Origin of the sequence: Pseudomonas sp. FGI182, from assembly GCF_000511325.1 — a bacterium.
Lineage (GTDB): Bacteria > Pseudomonadota > Gammaproteobacteria > Pseudomonadales > Pseudomonadaceae > Aquipseudomonas > Aquipseudomonas putida_Z.
The window spans coordinates 829,030-844,626 of the sequence record NZ_CP007012.1 but is presented as its reverse complement, the minus strand read 5'-3'; the positions used below and the strand labels follow the sequence as shown (position 1 = coordinate 844,626).

The following is a 15,597-nucleotide window of genomic DNA, read 5'->3' as shown; positions in this document are numbered from 1 at the left end:
GATCACAGCCCCTTTACGGCGAAGATGCCGTTGGCGTTGCGCCAGTAGCCTTTGTAGTCCATGCCATAACCGAAGATGTAGCGGTCGACGCAGGGCAGGCCCACGTAGTTGGCCTTGAGCTCCGGGCTGGCCTTGCGGTCATGGTCCTTGTCGATCAGTACCGCGGTGTGCACCGAGCGCGCGCCGGCATGCTTGCAGAACTCGATGATGGCGCTGAGGGTGTGGCCTTCGTCGAGGATGTCATCGACGATCAGTACGTCACGGTCGATGAACGATACTTCGGGCTTGGCCTTCCAGAACAGTTCGCCGCCGCTGGTCTGGTTGCGGTAGCGGGTGGCGTGCAGGTAGCTGGCTTCCAATGGGAACTGCAGGTGGGTCAGCAGTTTGCCGGAGAAGATCAGGCCGCCGTTCATCACGCAGAACACAACCGGGTTCTTGTCGTGCAGGTCCTTGCAGATCTGCTCGCCGACTTTGGCGATGGCCGCTTCGACTTCGGCTTCGGTGTACAGGCAGTCAGCTTCACGCATGACTTGACGGATATGCTCGAGATCGGCGGACATGGCGCTCTCCGGGGGTGCATTTTGGAAAAGCGGGCAAAGGTACGCATCCGCTCGTCACAGATCAAGCATTTATGGACTAACGTCCAGAATGACCAGACGACAGCACAGGCTGAATAGATTAATCTAGCGCGGTTTTTTTGCCCGCCTTTCGGAGCCCCCCTATGCCCACTCGTGAGATCCGCCATCCGCTGATCCGCCACAAGCTCGGCCTGATGCGCCGTGCCGATATCAGCACCAAGAATTTTCGCGAACTTGCCCAGGAAGTCGGCGCGCTCCTGACCTACGAAGCCACCCAGGACCTGCCGCTCGAAACCTACGAGATCGACGGCTGGTGCGGCAAGGTGCAAGTTGAAAAAATCGCCGGCAAGAAGATTACCGTGGTGCCGATCCTGCGTGCCGGCATCGGCATGCTCGACGGCGTGCTCAGCCTGATCCCGGGTGCCAAGGTCAGCGCCGTCGGCGTTGCCCGCAACGAGGAAACCCTCGAAGCCCACACCTACCTGGAAAAGCTCGCACCGGACATCAACCAGCGCCTGGCCCTGATCATTGACCCGATGCTGGCCACCGGCGGTTCGATGGTCGCCACCATCGACCTGCTGAAGAAGGCCGGCTGCAAAGAGATCCGCGCCATGGTCCTGGTCGCCGCGCCAGAAGGCATCGAAGTGGTGGAAAAAGCCCACCCGGACGTGCAGATCTACACCGCCTCGATCGACCAGCGCCTGAACGAACACGGCTACATCGTGCCGGGCCTGGGCGATGCCGGTGACAAGATCTTCGGCACCAAGCAAAAGGACGCCTGACCATGCAGGACGGCTTCAACGACCCGCTCTGGCGCCAGGTCGTTTCGGGCGCGCAGATGCTCTTCGTGGCATTTGGCGCGCTGGTGCTGATGCCACTGATCACCGGCCTCGATCCGAACGTCGCGCTGTTCACCGCCGGTATCGGCACCCTGCTGTTCCAGCTGGTCACCGGCCGCCAGGTACCCGTGTTCCTGGCCTCGAGCTTTGCCTTCATCACCCCGATCATCCTCGCCAAGGGCCAGTTCGGCCTGGCCGAGACCATGGGCGGCGTGATGGCCGCAGGTTTCGTGTACACCTTCATGGGCCTGATGGTGAAAATCAAAGGCACTGGCTTCATCGACCGCATGCTGCCGCCGGTGGTGATCGGCCCGGTGATCATCTCCATCGGCCTGGCCATGGCGCCGATCGCCGCCAACATGGCGATGGGCAAGGCCGGTGACGGCAGCGTGCTGCTGCCCTACAAGACCGCCATGATGATCTCGATGCCAGCCCTGCTGACAACGCTGATCGTCGCCGTGTTCGGCAAGGGCATCTTCCGTCTGGTGCCGATCATTGCCGGCGTGCTGGTAGGCTTTGCCCTGTCGTTCGCCTTTGGCGTGGTCGACACTGCCAAGATCGCCGCCGCACCGTGGCTGGAGCTGCCCAACTTCACCGCGCCAGCGTTCAACTGGCAGGCCATCCTGTTCATCGTCCCGGTTGCCCTGGCACCGGCGATCGAGCACATCGGCGGGGTGATCGCGGTCGGCAGCGTGACCGGCCGCGACTACCTGAAGAAGCCCGGCCTGCACCGCACCCTGCTGGGCGACGGCCTGGCCACCACCGCAGCCGGCCTGTTCGGCGGCCCGCCCAACACCACCTATGCCGAAGTGACCGGCGCGGTGATGCTGACCAAGAACTACAACCCGAAGATCATGACCTGGGCGGCGGTCTTCGCCATCACCCTGGCCTTCATCGGCAAGTTCGGCGCACTGCTGCAAAGCATCCCGGTACCGGTGATGGGTGGCATCCTGTGCCTGCTGTTCGGCTCGATCGCGGCGGTGGGCATGAACACCATGATCCGCCACAAGATCGACCTGGCCGAAGCGCGCAACCTGGTGATCGTGTCGGTGACCCTGGTGTTCGGTATTGGCGGCGTGCTGATCGGCAGTGGTGACGGCCCGGATGACTGGGGCCTGAAGGGCATCGCCCTGTGCGCCATCGTGGCTATCGCCCTGAACCTGATCTTGCCGGGCAATGATGGCTGGAAGCACAAGAAGCTGGATGATCAGTTGCCTTGAGATCCTGGGGCCGCTTTGCGGCCCTGTCGCGACACAAGGCCGCTCCTACAAAGAGATCGCGGTCCCCTGTAGGAGCGGCCTTGTGTCGCGACAGGGCTGCAAAGCAGCCCCGGCAAATCAGGCCTTTTCGCACATTCCCGCCAGCGCCTTCACCCACTCCGGGTGATCATTCAGGCAAGGCACCAGCACCAGCTCCTGCCCGCCGGCCTCGACAAACTGCTCGCTCCCGCGCATGCCGATCTCTTCCAGGGTCTCGATGCAATCGGCCACGAACGCCGGGCACATTACCAGCAGCTTCTTCACCCCGGCCTTGGCCAGCTCGTCCAGCCGCGCCTCGGTATAGGGTTCGATCCACTTGGCCCGCCCCAGCCGCGACTGGAACGACACCGACCATTTGCCATCGGGTATGCCCATTTTCTGCGCAAAGGCCCTGGCCGTTGCCAGGCACTGCCCGCGGTAGCACACCGCGCGCATATCGGCACTGGCATCCTTGCAGCAGTCGGCCGCCTGGAAGTCATGCTTGCCGGTCGGGTCCAGCTTCTTCAGGTGCCGCTCCGGCAAGCCATGGAAGCTCAGTAGCAGGTGGTCGTAAGACTGCTCCAGGTAAGGGCGGGCGCTGGCCGCCAGTGCCTCGATGTAGTCCGGGTGCTCGTAGAACGGCTGCAGCACGCGCAGCTGCAACGGCAACTGGCGTTCATTGACCGTCTGCCTGGCCAGTTCCACCACAGTGGTCACCGTGCTGTCGGCGAACTGCGGGTACAGCGGCGCCAGGGTCACCTTGCGCACACCCTGTGCCACCAGGCGCTCCAGCACCTCGGGCAAGGCCGGCTGGCCATAGCGCATGGCAATCTCCACCGGGCCATGGGGCCAGTGCTCGACCATCGCCGCCTGCAGGCGACGGGTCAGCACCACCAGCGGCGAGCCCTCCTCCCACCAGATCGAGCCATAGGCGTGCGCCGACTGCTCCGGGCGCTTGACCAGGATCAGCGACACCAGCAGGCGCCGCACCGGCCAGGGCAGGTCGATCACGTACGGGTCCATGAGGAACTGGTTGAGGTAGCGGCGCACATCGGCCACCGAGGTGGAGGCCGGGGAACCCAGGTTGACCAGCAGCAGGGCGTGATCGGTCATGCAGCGTCCTATGTCAGAGGCGGCTGGACAGGTTGTCCAGGGCCGATTGCAAATCGTTGAAGCGGAAAGTGAAGCCTGCCGCCAGCAAGCGTACCGGGCGGGCGCGCTGGCCGCCGAGCAGCAGGGTCGACAGCTCACCCAGCCCGGCCTTGAGCAGCAGTGCCGGCACTGGCAGCAGCGCCGGCCGGTGCAACGTGCGGCCGAGGCGCCTGGCGAACTCGCGGTTGCGCACCGGCTCCGGGGCGCAGGCATTATAAGGACCGCTGGCATCCTTGTGCTGCAAGAGAAAATCAATCAGGGCGACCTGGTCTTCTATATGGACCCAAGGCATCCACTGCCGCCCGTCGCCCAAAGGCCCGCCCAGCCCCAGTTTGAAGGGCAGGCGCAGGCGCGACAAAAAGCCGCCATCACTGGCCAGAACCAACCCGGTACGCACCAGCACCACGCGAATGCCCTGGGCCTGGGAACGCAGCGCTGTCTCTTCCCAGGCAATGCACAGCTGGCTGGCAAAATCTTCGCGCACCGGCGGTGAAGCCTCGGTCAGCTCGCGTTCGCCACCGTCTCCATACCAGCCCACCGCAGAGCCGGAGATCAGCACTTCCGGGCGCTGCTCGCGGCTGCCCAGCCAAGCCAGCAACTGCTCGGTAAGGGTGACGCGGCTGGCCCACAGCAGGTTGCGCCGGGCCGCCGTCCAGGGCCGATCGGCAATCGGCGCACCGGCCAGGTTGATCACTGCGTCCAGATGATCATCCGCCTCCAGTTGCTCCAGGCGGGCAATGCCACGCACGCCGTTCCCACAAATTTGGGGCACCTGCTCAGGTCGCCGGCTCCATACCGTCAGGCGATGACCCTGGCCGAGCCAGTACTGGCACAGGTGCTTGCCAATCAACCCGGTGCCGCCTGTCAGCAATATATGCATGGCTGTGTCCTCGCAGAATGCGGCGGTGGTCTATTTTTAACATCAAGGCACTTTTTTGACCCGACGCTCTCGGATAAACATAGGCCAACCTGCCTGCCAACACGGAATAACCTTATACAACATTTGAGCATTGTACAGGTTTGCCTGACAGCGTAGTCTGCTTACAGCAAGGTTTGAAGAGGCCATCATGACAGTACCTATTGCCATCATCGGGGCCGGTATCGCCGGTCTGTCAGCCGCCCAGGCCTTGCAGAAGGCCGGGCAATCCGTGCATTTGTTCGACAAGGGCCACGGCAGTGGCGGTCGCATGGCCAGCAAGCGCAGCGAAGCTGGCGCGCTGGACCTCGGCGCCCAGTATTTCACCGCCCGTGACCGGCGCTTTGTCGAGCAGGTACAGCAGTGGGTTGCCGCTGGTTGGGCCGAGCAATGGAAGCCACAGCTGTACAATTACCGCGATGGTGAACTCACCCCTTCACCCGACGAGCAGACGCGCTGGGTGGGCGTGCCGCGCATGAGTGCAATCACCCGCGGCCTGCTCAAGGATGTGACGGTCAACTTCGGCTGCCGCATCGCCGAAGTGTTCCGCGGCAAGCAGTACTGGCACCTGCAGGACACCGAAGGCTGCAGCCACGGCCCCTACAGCCGCGTGGTGATCGCCGTGCCGGCGCCACAGGCCACGCCGCTGCTGGCCGCGACCCCGAAGCTCGCTGCCGTGGCCGCCGGTGTGCAGATGGAGCCCACCTGGGCCGTCGCCCTGGCCTTCCAGACCCCGCTGGACACCCCGATGCAAGGCTGCTTCGTGCAGGACAACCCGCTCGACTGGCTGGCGCGCAACCGCAGCAAGCCCGGGCGTGACGAGCAGCTCGACACCTGGGTACTGCACGCCACCTCGGACTGGAGCCGGCAACACATCGACCTGCCCAAGGAAGAAGTGATCGAACAGCTGTGGGGCGAGTTCGCCGAACTGGTCGGCTGCGTGGTGCCGGCACCTACTTTTGCCTTGGCCCACCGCTGGCTTTATGCCCGCCCGAGCAGCAACCATGAATGGGGCGCGCTGGCCGATGCTGACCAGGGCTTGTACGCCTGCGGTGACTGGTGCCTGTCCGGCCGTGTCGAAGGCGCCTGGCTCAGTGGCCAGGAAGCGGCGCGTCGGCTGCTCGAACACCTCGAGTGATGTAGGGTTATACAAAAAAACTGGTTTGCATAACTTCCGGGCTGTGCTGGAATGAACCTGTACAACTTTTTAGTCTCGTACAGGTTTTGGGAGGCAGCACATGCACGACTCATTTGCCCACAGCAAGCCGCGTATCGCCATCAGCGCCTGCCTGACCGGGCACAGCGTGCGCTATAACGGCGGCCACAAGGCCTCCGACCTGTGCCGTATGCAACTCGAGGAACATTTCGACTGGTTGCCGGTGTGCCCGGAGGTGGCCATCGGCCTGGGCGTGCCGCGTGACCCGATCCGGCTGGTCGGCAACCCCGAGCAGCCGGAAGTGGTAGGCACCCGCAACCCCGGCATGGACCTTACCGGCCCGCTGCGCAACTACGGCGAGCAAATGGCAGCCGAACTCGACGATATCTGCGGCTACATCTTCATGCAGAAATCGCCTTCCTGTGGCCTGGAGCGGGTCAAGGTGTACCAGGACAATGGCCACCCGGCCTTTCACGGTGGACGGGGCGTGTATGCCCAGGCGTTCTGCGCACGGCGCCCGGACCTGCCGGTGGAAGAAGAAGGCCGCCTGCACGACCCTGTGCTGCGCGAGAACTTCATCAGCCGTGTGTACGCCTATGCCGACTGGCAGCGCCTGCTGGCCGAAGGCCTGAGCCGTGGCGCCCTGGTGCGGTTCCACTCGCGCTACAAGTACCTGCTGATGGCCAACAACCCGCAGGCCTACCGCAGCCTTGGGCGCCTGCTCGGCAGCATGAGCAAGGACGATGACCCGCAAAGCATCGGCCCGCGCTATTTCAGCCAGCTGATGCAGGCCCTGCGTCGCTGTGCCAGCCGAGGCACTCATTGCAATGTGCTGCAGCATCTGAGCGGCTACTTCAAGGACACCCTCACACAGCAGGACAAAGCCGAGCTGCAAGCCATCATCGGCCAATACCAGCAAGGCGTGGTGCCCCTGGTAGTGCCGCTGACCCTGCTCAAGCACCATTTGCGCAAGCACCCCGACCCGTATCTGCAGCAGCAGGCCTACCTGCAGCCGCACCCCGAGCGCCTGGGCCTGCGCAATGCCGTCTGAAATCCTGTTGCCCATCGGCGAACTGGCCCGCCGCACGGGCGTCAATCCCGTCACCCTGCGCGCCTGGGAGCGCCGCTACGGCCTGCTCAAGCCCCAGCGTACCGCCAAGGGCCATCGCCTGTATCCGCTGGAGCAGGTCGAACGCGTCGAGGCGATCCTCGCCTGGCTGCAACGCGGCGCCTCCGTCGGCCAGGTACGCGAACTGCTCGACAAACCGGCCAGCACGCCACCGAAAGGCGACTGGCAAGCCCGGCAGTTCCAACTGGTCGAGGCCATCGCCACGCTGTCGCAGCGCGCCCTCGACCAGCAGCTCAACCAGGCCATGGCCCTGTACCCGGCCGTCACCCTGTGCGAGCAATTGCTGTCGCCGCTGCTCGACCTCCTCGACCTGCGCTGGCGCAACTATTTCAATGCACGGCTGGAGCAGGTGTTTTTCCACAGCTGGCTGCGCAGCAAGCTGGGCGCCCGGGTCTACCACGACAACCAGTTGCTGCAAGGCCCTGCCATCTTGCTGGCCGAAGACAGCGAACACACCTTCAGCCCCGGTTTGTGGTTGTGCGCCTGGCTGTTCACCAGCAACGGCCTGCCGGTCGAAGTACTGGAGCACACCATTGCCGGCGCGCACCTGCAACGCGCCGTAACCATGCTCAAGCCGCGCGCCGTGCTGCTGCACCTGGGGCCACGCATCGATGACAAGGCGCTGCAACGCACCCTGTCCAACCTGCCCGTACCGACCCTGGCCGGCGGGCCGATGCTGGCGCTGCACGAAGCCCGGCTGCGTGCCCTCAGGCTGCCCAACCTTGCCCTGTTCGATACCCCTCAGGCGGCATTGCGTTTGCTGCAAGCCCATGACCGCCAGCCTGGAGAGATGACCGCACCATGCACCTGACCTGGCTGCGCAGCGACCTGCGCATCGATGACAACACCGCGCTCAGCGCCGCCAGCGAACGCGGCCCGGCCCTCGCCCTGTGGCTGGTCAGCCCCGGGCAATGGCTGGCCCACGACGACGCCGCCTGCAAAGTCGACTTCTGGCTGCGCAACCTGCGCGACCTGCGCCAGTCGCTGGAGCGCCTGAACATCCCCCTGCTGATCCGCAGGATCGACACCTGGGACCAGGCGCCACAGGCCGTACTCGATGTCTGCCGCCAGCATCAGGTGCAAAGCGTGCACTGGAACGAGGAGTACGGCATCAACGAGCAACGTCGCGACGACGCCACCCGCGCGCTGCTGGAAAAGTCGTCCATCCAGGCCCACAGCCACCTCGACCAGCTGTTGTTCCGCCCAGGCACCATCCTTACCCGCAGCGGCGACTACTTCCAGGTGTTCAGCCAGTTCAAGAAGAACTGCCTGGAGCACCTGCACCGCGGCCTCCCCGCCCTGGCCCAGCGGGTGAAACGCCAGGCACCGCTGCAGGTCAGCAGCGACCCGATCCCCCAGCACGTGGACGGCTTCGAAAAACCCGCGCAAACACTGCGCGACCACTGGCCGGCCGGCGAAGCCGAAGCGCAGGCGCGGCTGACCCGTTTTCTCGACGAAACCATCGACGACTACCAACAGCTGCGCGACTTGCCTGCCAAGCCCGGCACCAGCCAGCTCTCGGCCTACCTGGCCGCAGGCGTGATTTCACCGCGCCAGTGCCTGCACGGCGCCCTGGCCAGCAACCGCGGCGAGTTCGACAGCGGCAGCAGCGGCGTGCAAACCTGGATCAACGAGCTGCTCTGGCGCGAATTCTACAAACACATCCTGACCGGTTATCCACAGGTCTCGCGTCACCGCGCCTTCCGCGCCCAGACCGAAGCCCTGCCCTGGCGCGATGCACCGGCCGACCTCGAAGCCTGGGAACAGGGCCGTACCGGCTTCCCGATCATCGACGCCGCCATGCGCCAACTGCTGGATACCGGGTGGATGCACAACCGCCTGCGCATGATCGTGGCCATGTTCCTCAGCAAGAACCTGTTGATCGACTGGCGCAAGGGCGAGCGGCATTTCATGCGCCACCTGATAGACGGCGACCTGGCCGCCAACAACGGTGGCTGGCAGTGGAGCGCGTCCACTGGCACTGACGCAGTGCCCTATTTCCGCATCTTCAACCCGGTTTCACAGTCGCAGCGTTTCGACCCGCAGGGGCGTTTCATTCGGCACTGGCTGCCGGAATTGCAGGGGCTGGATGAAAAAGCCATTCATTTCCCCGTGAAGTCGGCGGATCTTTTTGCTAGATATTCCTATCACAGTCCAATTGTCGATCTCGACAGCAGTCGTCAGCGCGCACTGGAGGCATTCAAGAACCTCCCGCGCCGGCAGGATCAGAGGGCAGCATCTTGAACAACGCACGCAGTATCTGGGTGACGGGAGCAGGCAATGGACTAGGCCTGGCGTTAGTGGAAGGGTTACTCGAGCAAGGACACCGGGTAGCTGCAAGCGCCAAGCATGGCGAGGCACTGGATGCCTTGGCTGCACGCTATGGCAGCCAGCTGTTGCGCTTGCCGTGGCAGTTGCACGAAGAACACCAGGCGGCCCAGGCCAGCCAGCAGATATGCCATGCCTGGTGCGCGCTGGACGGTTTGATCATCAATGCCGGTACCAGCGACTACCTGGCGGACGATGTGGCGGACAGCGAGTTGTTCGAGGCGATCGTCACTGACAACCAGTTGGCCGGCGAGCATTGCCTGGCCAAAGCGCTACCTTTGCTGGCGAAGGGTGACTCACCCCAGGTGATGGCGGTGTTCAACCGTTATTCGGCGCTGCAGTTGCATGCACCGACGCAGGCGCCTGCGGGCTGGAACAACATGCCGCAGTGGATGCGCGAGCAGCGTCAGGCGTTGAAGGCGCAGGGGGTTGAGCTGACCGTGGTGGGGCCGCAGTCGCTGAAGACACCTGTGACACCGGCGCAGGCGATACCGGAGGCGTGGACGCCGCAGAATGCGGCAGAAGAGCTGCTGCGGCGGTGGCCGCAGAGGGAGCCCGAGCTTGTGCTGGAGGCTTTGGATCTGACTAGCCTGTGGCCTTTGCCACTCAAGTAATCGATGTGGTGACCGTTCCGGCCCTATCGCCGGCAAGCCGGCTCCCACCTCGACCGCATCGGCTTGAAGTCATGCGCATAACCTGTAGGAGCAGCCTTGTGCTGCGAAGAGGGCAGTAGGGCAGCAGATGTTCTTCTGCAGCAATGGCTTCTTCGCAGCACAAGGCTGCTCCTACAAGGTGATGAGGTAGCCTGAGTAATGGAGCAAGACAGTTGCTCCCCCAGGTACCTCATAGATCTCAAGCTATGTAAGCCCCCCTGTGGGAGCGGGTTCACCGGCGAAGAGGCCGGCACAGGAGAGCTCAGAGCGCCATGCGGTAATGCAGGCTATAGCTCTCCACCCCATCGTTGGGCTGCTTGATGCCTGCGTTGGAATAGTGAATCGCCCGTACGCCAATCTCATGCCCACCGGCAAAGCGCAATCCAAAGCCGATACGGTCCTCGAACTGGAATGCCGAACCCAATTCGTTGTCTTCCAACTCGGTGCTGGAAAACGCCGCCACGCCAATCCCCGCCTCTATATAAGGCTTAACCGACTCCCCGGCAAACTCGTAGACGAACACCGGCGCGAACGACAGGCTATGGTTGCTCGCAGTCTCGTCACCATCCCAATAGGTGTAAGCCCCATCCCAGTATCCCGTCAGGCGCCCGACGCTGGTCTGCCACCAGCTCGCGTCCCAATTCGATTGCAGCCCCAACCGATAGACCATGGTCGAGTCACCGGTCTGCCCCACCGAAAACGAAACGTCGGCAGCCTGCGCCGCCAGTGAGTGCCCCAGGGTGAAGACGGCAGCCGCCGCCAAGCCAAGCAGCTTCTTCATGAGCAACATCCTTCTTTGCTGTTATTGGTATCCGCCTCATGTCAGGCAAAGCGATAGAAAACGGCAGTGGTACGATAGTTCAGCTTCTTTTCACATTTTTTTCACAATGAAAAGCTTTGCACACTGTCGGACTTATGCCACAGCAAGGGTAGGATTTGTCTGAGTGATTGCGGATCGGCACTGGTCCAGAAGCGGGTATCCCGGGCTGGCCCATCGGCCAGCAGGTCATCCGCGCCCAGCAGCCGCTGCAGTTGGCGCGCCACTGCGGCACCGGTGTCGATGATGGCCACGTCGGCTGGCACCATGCCGGCCAGCAACGGGCGCAGGAAGGGGTAATGGGTGCAGCCGAGGATCAACGTGTCGCAGCCAGCGGCCAGCAACGGCTGCACATAACCTTGCAGCAACTGGCGCAGCGCCGGACTGGCCAGGTCGCCGGTCTCGATCAGCTCGACCAGCCCCGGGCAAGGTTGGGTGATGACCTGCACGTCATTGGCAAAGCGGTCGAGCAAGGCGGCGAACTTGGCGCTCTGCAGGGTACCTGTGGTGGCCAGCACACCGACCACGCCCGAGCGCGTGGCGGCGGCAGCAGGCTTCACCGCCGGCTCCATGCCCACCAGCGGCCAGGTCGGGTACAACTCGCGCAGGTCGGCCACCGCCGCCACCGTGGCGGTATTGCAGGCCAGTACCATGGCCTTGGCACCCTGTTCATGGAAGAACGCAGCAATGCGTCGGAGACGCTCACGGATATAGTCCGGCGACTTCTCGCCGTAGGGTATGTGCCCGCAATCGGCCACGTACAGCAGCGTCTCGTTGGGCAGCAGGCGCTGGATCTCTGCGAGCACCGACAAGCCGCCGACTCCGGAATCCATCACGCCGACCGGCGCCGAGCGCTCAGCCATCGCGCTTGCCGCAGACCGCACAGGCCGGGTCGCGCTTGACCCGTAGCTCGCGGATACGAGTGCCGAGAGCATCGATCAGCAGCAGGCGACCGACCAGCGGCTCGCCGAACCCGGCCAGCAGCTTCATCGCCTCCAGCGCCTGCAGGCTGCCCACCAGGCCCACCAGCGGGCCGATCACACCGGCTTCGCTGCAGGTCAGTTCGGCTTCGCTGCCATGGCCGTACAGGCAGTGGTAGCAAGGGCTGTAGTCACGCCGTGGATCGAATACCGACAACTGCCCTTCCAGGCGGATCGCCGCACCGCTGACCAGCGGCTTGCCAGCCGCGACACAGGCGACGTTGACCGCCTCGCGGGTACCGAAATTGTCAGAGCAGTCCAGCACCAGGTCCACCGCTGCCACCGCTGCCGCCAGCGAGTCCTCGTCCAGAGCCTGGCGATGGGCAACCAGGCTGATTTCCGGGTTGATCGCCTGCAAGCGCTGCAAGGCCGAATCGACCTTGCTCATGCCGACGCTGGCACTGTCGTGGATCACCTGGCGTTGCAGGTTGGTCAGGTCGACGGTGTCGAAGTCGGCCAAGTGCAGCTCACCCACCCCGGCAGCGGCCAGGTACAAGGCGACTGGCGAGCCAAGGCCACCGAGCCCGACGATCAGCGCCTTGCTCTGCTTGAGCCGCAACTGGCCGTCGATGTCGATCTGGGCCAGCAATACCTGCCGGCTGTAACGCAGCAGTTCCTGATCACTCAGCATGGCAGGCGCCCCAGGGTAATGCGTTCATGGCCGCCCAGGTCCGTGCGGCTGGCGACCTCGATGAAGCCTTGTTCAGCCAGCAAGGCGCGCACCGCCGCTGCCTGATCGTAGCCGTGCTCCAGCAGCAACCAGCCACCCGGTACCAGGTGCGCGGGGGCCTGGGCAGCGATCACGCGCAAGTCGTCCAGGCCATCGGCGCCGGCCACCAGCGCGCTGCTGGGTTCGAAGCGTACATCACCGGCGACCAGGTGCGGGTCTGCGGCGGCGATGTAGGGCGGGTTGCTGACAATCAGGTCGAAACGCTCGCCGGCCAGGCTGTCGAACCAGTGGCTGAGCCGTACCTGGGCGTTCGCCAGGCCCAGGCGCTGGCGGTTGCGCTCGGCCAGGGCGGCGGCCTCCTCCACCCGGTCCACTGCAGTTACCTGCCAGGCCGGGCGATCGCTGGCCAGGGCCAGGGCAATCGCGCCGGTGCCGGTACCCAGGTCAAGGACCTTGGCCGGCGTGGCGGGTTGCAGTTCAAGCGCGGCTTCGACCAGCAGCTCGGTATCCGGCCGCGGGATCAGGGTATGCGGCGCCACCTCCAGGTCGATCTTCCAGAAGCCCTGCAGCCCGAGAATGTAGGCGACCGGTTCGCCGCCACGGCGGCGCTGCAGGTAGCCGGCATAGGTCTCGGCATCTTCGCTGCTGACGATTCGCTCGGGCCAGGTGTGCAGGTAGCTGCGCGACTTGCCGATGGCCGCGGCCAACAGCAGCTCGGCATCCAGCCGCTCGGTGGGCGATTCTGGCAACTGCGCGTTGCGCAGCAGGCTGGCGATGATGGTCATCAGTCCCCCAGGGCGGCCAGTTGATCGGCCTGGTATTCGGCCAGCAGCGGTTCGATTACCGCCTCCACGCCGCCGGCGAGGATGTCGTCCAGCGAGTACAGGGTCAGGTTGATGCGGTGGTCGGTCACCCGGCCCTGTGGATAATTGTACGTACGGATACGCTCGGAACGGTCACCCGAGCCGACCAGCAGCTTGCGCTCGGTGGCGATGGCGTTCTGCGCGGCGCTGGTCTGCATGTCGTTGAGCTTGGCCGACAGCCAGGACATGGCGCGGGCACGGTTCTTGTGCTGCGAGCGCTCTTCCTGGCACTCGACCACGATACCGGTGGGCAAGTGGGTGATACGGATCGCCGAGTCGGTCTTGTTGACGTGCTGGCCGCCGGCACCGGATGCGCGGTAGGTGTCCACGCGCAGGTCGGCCGGGTTGATCTCGATGGCCGCCTGCTCGTCTGGCTCGGGCAGCACTGCCACGGTGCACGCGGAGGTGTGGATACGGCCCTGGGATTCGGTTTCGGGCACGCGCTGTACGCGGTGTGCGCCGGACTCGAACTTGAGCTTGCCGTACACGCTCTCGCCTTCGACGCGGGCGATGATTTCCTTGTAGCCGCCGTGCTCGCCTTCGTTCTCGGAGAGGATTTCCAGGCGCCAGCCACGCTTTTCGGCGTAGCGCGAATACATGCGGAACAGGTCGCCGGAGAAGATCGCCGCCTCGTCGCCACCGGTGCCGGCACGGATTTCGAGGAACACGTTACGGCCATCGTTGGGGTCCTTGGGCAACAGCATGCGTTGCAGCTGCGACTCCAGCGTCAGCAGTTGTTCCTTGGCTTCACGCACTTCTTCCACGGCCATTTCGCGCAGGTCCGGGTCACTGTCCTTGAGCAGCGCCTGGGCACCTTCGAGGTCGTCCTGGACTTTGCGCCACTCTTTATAAGCAGCGTAGACCGGCTCGACTTCGGCGTATTCACGGGAATAGGCGCGAAAGCGCGTCTGGTCGGAAATGACCTCGGCATCACCGAGCAGTGCGGTGAGTTCTTCGAAGCGGTCCTGGAGAATTTCCAGTTTGTTCAGCAGCGACGCTTTCATTGCGGGGATTTGTCCGTCGAGCCCTCGTTGAGGGCAAAGAGTTCCTGGGCCATGGCCAGCGCATCGAGGCGGCCCTCGGCCGAGAGCCTTTTCAATTGCACGCTGGGCGCGTGCAGGAGTTTGTTGGTCAGCCCCCGGGCCAGTTGGGCCAGTACGTCTTCGGGGTTGCCGCCGTTGGCCAGCAGTCGCTGGGCCTTTTGCAGTTCTTCGTCGCGCAGGCGCTCGCTTTGCTGGCGATAGGCCTTGAGCACATCCACCGCGGCCAGCTCGCGCAGGCGCAGCATGAAGTCTTCGGCCCCCACCGACACCAGCTCTTCGGCGGCCTGGGCCGCGCCCTGGCGACTCTTGAGGTTTTCCGCCACCACGTCGTGCAGGTCATCGACAGTGTACAGGTAGACGTCGTCGAGTTCGCCGACTTCGGTTTCGATATCGCGCGGTACGGCAATGTCGACCATGAAAATCGGCTTGTGCCGGCGCTGTTTCAGCGCACTCTCGACCGCGCCCTTGCCGAGGATCGGCAACTGGCTGGCGGTGGAGCTGATGACGATGTCGCTGTTGGCCAGTTCCTGGGGGATGTCGGCCAGCAGAACGGCGTGCGCACCGAACTGCTCGGCCAGGATGCTGGCCCGCTCGAGGGTACGGTTGGCCACGACGATGCGGCGCACGCCCTGCTCATGCAGGTGGCGGGCGACCAGGGTGATGGTTTCGCCGGCGCCGATCAGCAGGGCCTGGCTGCGGCCCAGGTCGCTGAAGATCTGCTTGGCCAGGCTGACCGCGGCAAACGCCACCGACACAGGGTTTTCGCCGATGGCAGTGTCGGTGCGCACCTGCTTGGCGGCGCTGAAAGTGGCCTGGAACAGGCGCCCGAGCAATGGGCCGACGGTGCCAGCCTCACGCGCCACGGCGTAGGCGGACTTCATCTGGCCGAGGATCTGCGGCTCGCCGAGCACCAGCGAGTCCAGGCCGGAGGCCACCCGCATCATGTGCTTCACCGCCTCGTGCTCTTCGTGCACGTAGGCGCTGGCGCGCAGCTCGTCCAGGCTGAGGCGGTGGTAGTCGGCGAGCCATTGCAGCACCACATCGGCGGACAGGTGGTCCTGCTCGATATAGAGCTCGCTACGGTTGCAGGTCGACAGAATCGCCGCTTCGCGGCTGGATGTCAGCCGGCAGAGCTGCTGCAGGGCGTCTACCAGCTGCTCTGGGGTAAACGCCACGCGCTCGCGTACGTCTACCGAGGCAGTCTTATGGTTGATACCAAGTGCAAGAAAGGCCAT

Annotated in this window: 16 protein-coding genes; 7 read left to right on the top strand and 9 right to left on the bottom strand. The window is 64.3% G+C overall.

All coding sequences use genetic code 11. The features are described 5' to 3' along the window. Positions 1 to 2: 2 nt before the first annotated feature. Entirely contained in the window at positions 3 to 560 is a 558-nt protein-coding gene (locus C163_RS03805; RefSeq protein WP_003256346.1) for a hypoxanthine-guanine phosphoribosyltransferase, read from the bottom strand. A gap of 161 nt (positions 561 to 721) precedes the next feature. Between C163_RS03805 and upp the strand changes: the two genes are divergently transcribed. Together upp and C163_RS03795 are read left to right on the top strand one after the other, a co-directional pair. Continuing rightward, the gene (gene upp / locus C163_RS03800; protein WP_011532223.1) at positions 722 to 1,360 is read left to right on the top strand and encodes a uracil phosphoribosyltransferase; all 639 of its coding nucleotides are present in this window, start codon (positions 722 to 724) and stop codon (positions 1,358 to 1,360) included. Positions 1,361 to 1,362: 2 nt separating this feature from the next. After that, entirely contained in the window at positions 1,363 to 2,637 is a 1,275-nt protein-coding gene (locus C163_RS03795; RefSeq protein WP_025337694.1) for a uracil-xanthine permease family protein, read from the top strand. A gap of 117 nt (positions 2,638 to 2,754) precedes the next feature. Here the strand turns inward: C163_RS03795 and hemH are convergent, their stop codons facing one another. Continuing rightward, the gene (hemH, locus tag C163_RS03790) at positions 2,755 to 3,768 is read right to left on the bottom strand and encodes a ferrochelatase (RefSeq protein ID WP_025337693.1); all 1,014 of its coding nucleotides are present in this window, start codon (positions 3,766 to 3,768) and stop codon (positions 2,755 to 2,757) included. Positions 3,769 to 3,781: 13 nt separating this feature from the next. Then, positions 3,782 to 4,687, bottom strand: coding sequence for a TIGR01777 family oxidoreductase (locus C163_RS03785; RefSeq protein WP_025337692.1), 906 nt, complete (start codon positions 4,685 to 4,687; stop codon positions 3,782 to 3,784). 187 nt (positions 4,688 to 4,874) lie between these two features. On the opposite strand from C163_RS03785, the gene C163_RS03780 reads away from it, so the two are divergent. From C163_RS03780 to C163_RS03760, 5 genes are all read left to right on the top strand, one after another. Continuing rightward, the gene (locus C163_RS03780) at positions 4,875 to 5,861 is read left to right on the top strand and encodes an NAD(P)/FAD-dependent oxidoreductase (protein ID WP_025337691.1); all 987 of its coding nucleotides are present in this window, start codon (positions 4,875 to 4,877) and stop codon (positions 5,859 to 5,861) included. 100 nt (positions 5,862 to 5,961) lie between these two features. Next, a complete protein-coding gene (locus tag C163_RS03775; RefSeq protein WP_025337690.1) occupies positions 5,962 to 6,930 on the top strand; it encodes a DUF523 and DUF1722 domain-containing protein in 969 nt (322 codons plus the stop codon). Continuing rightward, positions 6,920 to 7,819 (top strand): MerR family transcriptional regulator, encoded by a 900-nt coding sequence (locus tag C163_RS03770; RefSeq protein WP_025337689.1) that lies wholly within the window; start codon positions 6,920 to 6,922, stop codon positions 7,817 to 7,819. The genes C163_RS03775 and C163_RS03770 overlap by 11 nt, the downstream gene beginning before the upstream one ends. Beyond that, complete coding sequence (gene phrB / locus C163_RS03765; RefSeq protein ID WP_025337688.1) at positions 7,810 to 9,252, top strand: deoxyribodipyrimidine photo-lyase; 1,443 nt, start codon at positions 7,810 to 7,812, stop codon at positions 9,250 to 9,252. The genes C163_RS03770 and phrB overlap by 10 nt, the downstream gene beginning before the upstream one ends. Further along, positions 9,249 to 9,950, top strand: coding sequence for an SDR family oxidoreductase (locus tag C163_RS03760; RefSeq protein WP_025337687.1), 702 nt, complete (start codon positions 9,249 to 9,251; stop codon positions 9,948 to 9,950). Before phrB ends, C163_RS03760 begins: the two co-directional genes overlap by 4 nt. Before the next feature lie 301 nt (positions 9,951 to 10,251). Here C163_RS03760 and C163_RS03755 read toward each other — a convergent pair whose 3' ends face one another. The 6 genes from C163_RS03755 to hemA form a co-directional block, all read right to left on the bottom strand. Next, positions 10,252 to 10,770, bottom strand: coding sequence for an acyloxyacyl hydrolase (locus tag C163_RS03755; RefSeq protein ID WP_025337686.1), 519 nt, complete (start codon positions 10,768 to 10,770; stop codon positions 10,252 to 10,254). 101 nt (positions 10,771 to 10,871) lie between these two features. Further along, entirely contained in the window at positions 10,872 to 11,669 is a 798-nt protein-coding gene (gene murI, locus C163_RS03750; RefSeq protein WP_025337685.1) for a glutamate racemase, read from the bottom strand. Next, entirely contained in the window at positions 11,662 to 12,417 is a 756-nt protein-coding gene (locus tag C163_RS03745; protein WP_025337684.1) for a molybdopterin-synthase adenylyltransferase MoeB, read from the bottom strand. The genes murI and C163_RS03745 overlap by 8 nt, the downstream gene beginning before the upstream one ends. Further along, positions 12,411 to 13,241, bottom strand: a complete 831-nt coding sequence (gene prmC, locus C163_RS03740; RefSeq protein ID WP_013970910.1) for a peptide chain release factor N(5)-glutamine methyltransferase — start codon at positions 13,239 to 13,241, stop codon at positions 12,411 to 12,413. Before prmC ends, C163_RS03745 begins: the two co-directional genes overlap by 7 nt. Continuing rightward, the gene (gene prfA, locus C163_RS03735; protein ID WP_013970909.1) at positions 13,241 to 14,323 is read right to left on the bottom strand and encodes a peptide chain release factor 1; all 1,083 of its coding nucleotides are present in this window, start codon (positions 14,321 to 14,323) and stop codon (positions 13,241 to 13,243) included. Before prfA ends, prmC begins: the two co-directional genes overlap by 1 nt. Then, positions 14,320 to 15,597, bottom strand: coding sequence for a glutamyl-tRNA reductase (gene hemA, locus C163_RS03730; RefSeq protein WP_025337683.1), 1,278 nt, complete (start codon positions 15,595 to 15,597; stop codon positions 14,320 to 14,322). The genes prfA and hemA overlap by 4 nt, the downstream gene beginning before the upstream one ends.

Coding starts and splice junctions, on each gene's coding strand:
- C163_RS03805 (WP_003256346.1), bottom strand. CDS start 560: ATGTCCGCCGATCTCGAGCATATCCGTCAAGTCATGCGTGAAGCTGAC.
- upp (WP_011532223.1), top strand. CDS start 722: ATGCCCACTCGTGAGATCCGCCATCCGCTGATCCGCCACAAGCTCGGC.
- C163_RS03795 (WP_025337694.1), top strand. CDS start 1,363: ATGCAGGACGGCTTCAACGACCCGCTCTGGCGCCAGGTCGTTTCGGGC.
- hemH (WP_025337693.1), bottom strand. CDS start 3,768: ATGACCGATCACGCCCTGCTGCTGGTCAACCTGGGTTCCCCGGCCTCC.
- C163_RS03785 (WP_025337692.1), bottom strand. CDS start 4,687: ATGCATATATTGCTGACAGGCGGCACCGGGTTGATTGGCAAGCACCTG.
- C163_RS03780 (WP_025337691.1), top strand. CDS start 4,875: ATGACAGTACCTATTGCCATCATCGGGGCCGGTATCGCCGGTCTGTCA.
- C163_RS03775 (WP_025337690.1), top strand. CDS start 5,962: ATGCACGACTCATTTGCCCACAGCAAGCCGCGTATCGCCATCAGCGCC.
- C163_RS03770 (WP_025337689.1), top strand. CDS start 6,920: ATGCCGTCTGAAATCCTGTTGCCCATCGGCGAACTGGCCCGCCGCACG.
- phrB (WP_025337688.1), top strand. CDS start 7,810: ATGCACCTGACCTGGCTGCGCAGCGACCTGCGCATCGATGACAACACC.
- C163_RS03755 (WP_025337686.1), bottom strand. CDS start 10,770: ATGAAGAAGCTGCTTGGCTTGGCGGCGGCTGCCGTCTTCACCCTGGGG.
- murI (WP_025337685.1), bottom strand. CDS start 11,669: ATGGCTGAGCGCTCGGCGCCGGTCGGCGTGATGGATTCCGGAGTCGGC.
- C163_RS03745 (WP_025337684.1), bottom strand. CDS start 12,417: ATGCTGAGTGATCAGGAACTGCTGCGTTACAGCCGGCAGGTATTGCTG.
- prmC (WP_013970910.1), bottom strand. CDS start 13,241: ATGACCATCATCGCCAGCCTGCTGCGCAACGCGCAGTTGCCAGAATCG.
- prfA (WP_013970909.1), bottom strand. CDS start 14,323: ATGAAAGCGTCGCTGCTGAACAAACTGGAAATTCTCCAGGACCGCTTC.
- hemA (WP_025337683.1), bottom strand. CDS start 15,597: ATGGCCTTTCTTGCACTTGGTATCAACCATAAGACTGCCTCGGTAGAC.